Source organism: Campylobacter sp. GB48, from assembly GCF_049221845.1.
Lineage (GTDB): Bacteria > Campylobacterota > Campylobacteria > Campylobacterales > Campylobacteraceae > Campylobacter_D > Campylobacter_D lari_C.
In genome coordinates this window covers 1-4,878 of sequence record NZ_JBMJAR010000028.1, presented here as the reverse complement: position 1 = coordinate 4,878, position 4,878 = coordinate 1, and the positions used below count along the sequence as shown (strand labels likewise).

The following is a 4,878-nucleotide window of genomic DNA, read 5'->3' as shown; positions in this document are numbered from 1 at the left end:
ATTTATAAAAAGTGATGAAAAATATACAGGACAAAGTTACTGATGAACCCTAAAGAACTTATCTCTCAAATCAAAGACTATGCTGATATAGCAGATGCTAGTTATGCTATGTTGTAATATGTTTGGGGGAATATAGAGCAAGATGAAAAGAATAATATTTATAAAGCAGATAAACTTACTTTTGGTGATAAATTAAAGCAAGATATTGTTATGAAAAATAGTAAAGGGGAAAATATTGTAAAACCTAAAAATACAAACACAGCTTATGCTTGTGTTATACAAGCTCGTTTTGAACAAAATAAAATAGTTAAAATAGAACCTAAATATTGTATTTCTCTTATAAATACTTGTTTTGATAGTAAAGAAATAACATTGGATAATGATATTAGTAGGGTAGGATTAAATGATGCACTTAGTAAAAGAACTATTGATTTTATAAATAGATTTAAACTTTTAAAACATCAGCCCAACACTACAAATTGTCTTATGAAAAAACAGAGAAAATTAAGAGGAGTTAATAAATGCTAGAATTCTTTATTAATCTTTTAATATTTATTCTTATATTTTTCTTTTTTGTTTTTATATTTTCTATTATTTTATATTTTATCTTTAAAATTTTTTATAAATTAAAAAATAAAACAAAAACTATAAATTTTAAAACAATATTTAAAAAATTTACTTTGTTTCTTTTACCTGCATATCTTTTATTATTCTTAGTAGGAGGATGTTCTTATAAATATATGGATCCGCAGTATTATGAGTTTAGAAGCTTGTGTAAAGATATAGATAATAAAGTAATAATTTACAATAAAGCTTATTGGGAATTGTATAGCGATTTTACAAAAAAAAAGCCTTCTATAGAAAAACGAGTTAAGGATGATGGTTATGAATATTTTTATTATGAAAAACTTAATGAAACATTTACTTATTATGATATAAAAGATACGATAAAATCCGAGAAACGAAATGGCAATATTATAACCATAGTATATGATAAAAAATATAAAAAAATGCCCAAGCCTTTTGCTACATATATAAGATATAAATATGAAAATGATGGCGTATTCTTAAGAGGCGATGAGGGCTCTGGATTATATTTTAGATATGAAGAAGTATTCACTTGTAGCTATTTTGATAATTTTAAGTAAGGATATAAATGAGCAAAAACATTAAAACACAAGAAGCTAAATTAGACTTAATCACTAAATTTTTAGACTATGCTAATTGTGCAGATGCTAGTTATGCTTTATTAGATCCAGTTTTTACAGGTGTTATTATTGATAATCAAGGAAAGGAATTAGAAAAAGATTTAGATAACCAAAGACTAGGTGATAAACATAATAATCAAAATTCTACCTATGCAAGAGCTATACAAGCTCGTTTTGAACAAAATAAAATAGTTAAAATAGAACCTAAATATTGTATTTCTCTTATAAATACTTGTTTTGATAGTAAAGAAATAACATTGGATAATGATATTAGTAGGGTAGGATTAAATGATGCACTGAGTAAAAGAACTATTGATTTTGTATTTTAAAACATTAGTCTAACACTTTAAGTGGGGCTTTGATATATTGTGATGTTAAATATAAAGACAAGCTATCTTTTAGTTCCAGTGAAGTTTATAGTTTTAATGCCTCTAGTGTTTATGGTTGGAATGGTTCCTAGTGTAATTATATTTTGATTTTTAAAAAGTAGGATAATTTTATTAAAAATATAAAAAGGAAAATAAATGGGTTTATTAAAAAAAATATACATTGCTTGGGGGATGTTTTGGGGAATTATTTTTTTGTTTAGTTCTTTATATGCTTATTTTAGTGATATAGAATTTTTTGGTGATATGTTAAAGATTGCATTTTTTATATATTCTTATCCATTGTTACCTTACATATCATATTTAACACTACAAGAAACTATTAAATCCAAAAATATTTTTCTTTATTTTTCTTTATTTTTCTTTATTTTTCTTTATTTTTCTTTATTTTTCTTTATTTTTCTTTATTTTTCTTTATTTTTCTTTATCTCGGGGGGATTTTTTAATTATGTAATAATATTAGGTATTTATACAATATTATTTTTAATAATATCTATTAAATTTAGAAAAGAACTTTCTTATTATTTTTCTTTATTATTTTGTATTTTTTTATACATTTTTTTATATCTTTTTATTTTCTATATGGATTTAAAAAATGAGCAATAAAGCTCAAATTAACAATCTCAAAAATTATGCTAAACTTGTATATATTGGTTTTTTGATTTTTTAATAATAATTTAAATTTCAACAAAAAAAGGAAGTAGTGTGATAATACTAAAAAATCTATATATTATTTGGATTATAATTTGGGGATTTGGGGCTATTTTAGGTTATTATATGGCATATGATGCAACTTTTACTAAAATGTTCTTTTTTCTTGTTATATTATATCTTTTTCCATTGTTGCCTTATTTTTATTATTTGATTTATAAAAAAGCAAGAAATACAAAAAATATATTTGTTGCTATTTGTTGCTACTACTGATTAATAGAAATAATAGTAATTTTGAGCTGTGCTTAATTATTATTGTGATACATATTATAATATTTGCAATAATTTATTTAATTAAAAGAAATAAAAATGAAAACTCAAATCAATAATTTAAAAGATTATGCAGAACTTGCATGGGCTAGTTATTTTTATTTTGATTTTTAAAAAAGTAGAAGAATTTTACTAAAAATATTAAAAAGGAAAATAAATGAATACATTAAAGAAAATTTATATCATTTGGGGGATGTTTTGGACTATTGGACTTGGAATTTTTGTGCCTACAGCACATGGATTTGATAGTATGGATTTTGTGGATTTTTTCATACTTGCTTTACAATTTATAGCTATAATTTGGTTGCCTCCATTACTCATTTTTAATATTGTATATTTTGTGATAAAAAAAGAAAGAAAATATATTATAAATACATTATGGATATTATTGTATTATCCTATAGCTTTGATATTGTATTACATGTTTTATTATCATAATAGTTTTTATGTTACATTATATATTTTTTTATCATTATTTAAATAAAGGATAATTTTGAAAGAAAAAATCGATAAGCTAAGAGATTATGCCGAGCTTGCACAAGCTAGTTATTTTTATTTTGATTTAAAAGGTTATATATTACAAGAAAATGAAACTATCGTTATTTTAAATGAGCTTGTAAACTTAAGCTATAATGGCAAAATAGCTGGAAAAAAAGAAAAGGTCGGACAAGAATATAGTTTTATTGGCAAAGGTGAATTAAATGGAGAATTTGGAGAATTACAAGCTAGGAATTTCTCTCAAAGATATGAAGTTAAATTTCATCAGCCTAACACTTTAAGTGGTTTTAGTGCTACTTTGTTTTATGATAAAGAAAAAGATAAATTTGTGATAGGATTTAGGGGAACTGAAGTTACAAAAATTAATGACTTGGTACAAGATTTTATTCTATCTCTTAATGGTAATCTCCAATCTTCTTCTCTTTTAGAATTTTTAGAACAAGTAAATAAAATAATCAAAAATGAAAATAAAAGTATCATATTTGTAGGGCATTCATTGGGTGGGTATTTAGCTCAAATGGCTTTAATATATTGCGATATTAAATATAAAGACAAATTATCTTTTAGTCCTAATGAAGTTTATACTTTTAATGCTCCTAGTGTTTATGGTTGGAATTTTCCTAATATAGCCATCAACCCTAATACAATAAAAATTATGCAAGATCTTTTAGGAAAATACACTATAGATATTTCAGAAAAAATCACTCATATTTATGATAATGGTAAAATTGAAATCATCGCTTCAGCTCAATATGGTGCAAGCAATGCTTTAGGTATATATACAGGGAAAAATGATCACTCTATAAAACCTCTTGTTAATACTCTCTATTTTTACTCCTATCTTTTAGAATTAGATGCTAACCATAACAAAGTCAAAGATAAAAGTTTTAGTGAATGTATAGAGTATCTTAATCATTTTATGAAAAATATTCAAATATATACAGAAACTTTTGTGTTAAAAAATAATGCTATTAATAATAAAAATTTCGCTCTTAAAAATGGACTTCTTGGGCTTTTAAGAAGCTCTCCAGAAAAAATCAACCATTTTGAATATTTTCTTTCATTAATAGCCACCATAATGCAAGAAACAAATGATATTTTAGAAGAGGTTGGAGATAATTATTATACAAGCTACAAAGCTCCTACCATTAGTCAAACAAAAATCATAGATTTTATTTTAAAAGCACATGAAAAAGAAAAATATATTTTAATTCTTGATAAAAATGATTTTAATAAATACAGAAAAGATAGTTCCTTTGTTAATAATCAAGAAAATTTAGCTCATAAAATTGCCATTGGGGAATTTAGAATTTTTATTGTGGTTTATAAAGATATGAAATGTCTTGAAAATATTAATAATATAACAAAAATATACGGATATAATTCAAAAAGTTATAAAATAAAAGATCAAAATTGGGATGAGCAATATTTAGGTGGAGTTTGTAAAATATCACAAGCTTTGTATTTTAATGGAAAAGCTAAAATAGGTATTATTTAGGAAAATTATGATAGGTAAAGACTTTTTATATTCTATTCATAAAGATAAAAAAAGTATTTATTTGTTTTGTGAAAATAAAAGCATAATTGATTGTCAAAGTATTTATGATGAACTTTATAAATTAGAAGCAACGACAAATTTTACTTTTGAAGAACTTCAAAACTACCAAGCTTATATCTTCCTAAACTCTACTCTCCTTACAGGCTCAAGTGAACTTCCTAACAATCCTTTTTACTTTGGAGAATTAGATCAAGATAATGCTATAAAACAAGATGCACCTAGTTATTATTTTTCTCCTAAAGATGAA

At 23.6% G+C, this 4,878-nt stretch carries 5 protein-coding genes and 1 pseudogene; all 6 read left to right on the top strand.

What is annotated here, in order from left to right:
• Positions 1-210: 210 nt before the first annotated feature.
• Positions 211-528 carry a hypothetical protein gene (locus tag ACOTVC_RS08410; protein WP_421628297.1) on the top strand — a complete coding sequence of 106 codons (318 nt, stop codon included), beginning with the start codon at positions 211-213 and terminating at the stop codon, positions 526-528.
• A gap of 212 nt (positions 529-740) precedes the next feature.
• Positions 741-1,148 carry a hypothetical protein gene (locus ACOTVC_RS08405; protein WP_193552037.1) on the top strand — a complete coding sequence of 136 codons (408 nt, stop codon included), beginning with the start codon at positions 741-743 and terminating at the stop codon, positions 1,146-1,148.
• An 8-nt stretch (positions 1,149-1,156) separates the two neighbouring features.
• Positions 1,157-1,537 (top strand): methyltransferase, encoded by a 381-nt coding sequence (locus ACOTVC_RS08400; protein ID WP_263667642.1) that lies wholly within the window; start codon positions 1,157-1,159, stop codon positions 1,535-1,537.
• A 1,195-nt stretch (positions 1,538-2,732) separates the two neighbouring features.
• Positions 2,733-3,059 (top strand): hypothetical protein, encoded by a 327-nt coding sequence (locus tag ACOTVC_RS08395; RefSeq protein WP_038845773.1) that lies wholly within the window; start codon positions 2,733-2,735, stop codon positions 3,057-3,059.
• 9 nt (positions 3,060-3,068) lie between these two features.
• Positions 3,069-4,571 carry a lipase family protein gene (locus tag ACOTVC_RS08390; protein ID WP_421628294.1) on the top strand — a complete coding sequence of 501 codons (1,503 nt, stop codon included), beginning with the start codon at positions 3,069-3,071 and terminating at the stop codon, positions 4,569-4,571.
• A 7-nt stretch (positions 4,572-4,578) separates the two neighbouring features.
• Positions 4,579-4,878, top strand: a pseudogene (locus ACOTVC_RS08385) (hypothetical protein); the annotation flags it as partial.

Coding starts and splice junctions, on each gene's coding strand:
- ACOTVC_RS08405 (WP_193552037.1), top strand. CDS start 741: ATGGATCCGCAGTATTATGAGTTTAGAAGCTTGTGTAAAGATATAGAT.
- ACOTVC_RS08395 (WP_038845773.1), top strand. CDS start 2,733: ATGAATACATTAAAGAAAATTTATATCATTTGGGGGATGTTTTGGACT.
- ACOTVC_RS08400 (WP_263667642.1), top strand. CDS start 1,157: ATGAGCAAAAACATTAAAACACAAGAAGCTAAATTAGACTTAATCACT.
- ACOTVC_RS08410 (WP_421628297.1), top strand. CDS start 211: ATGAAAAATAGTAAAGGGGAAAATATTGTAAAACCTAAAAATACAAAC.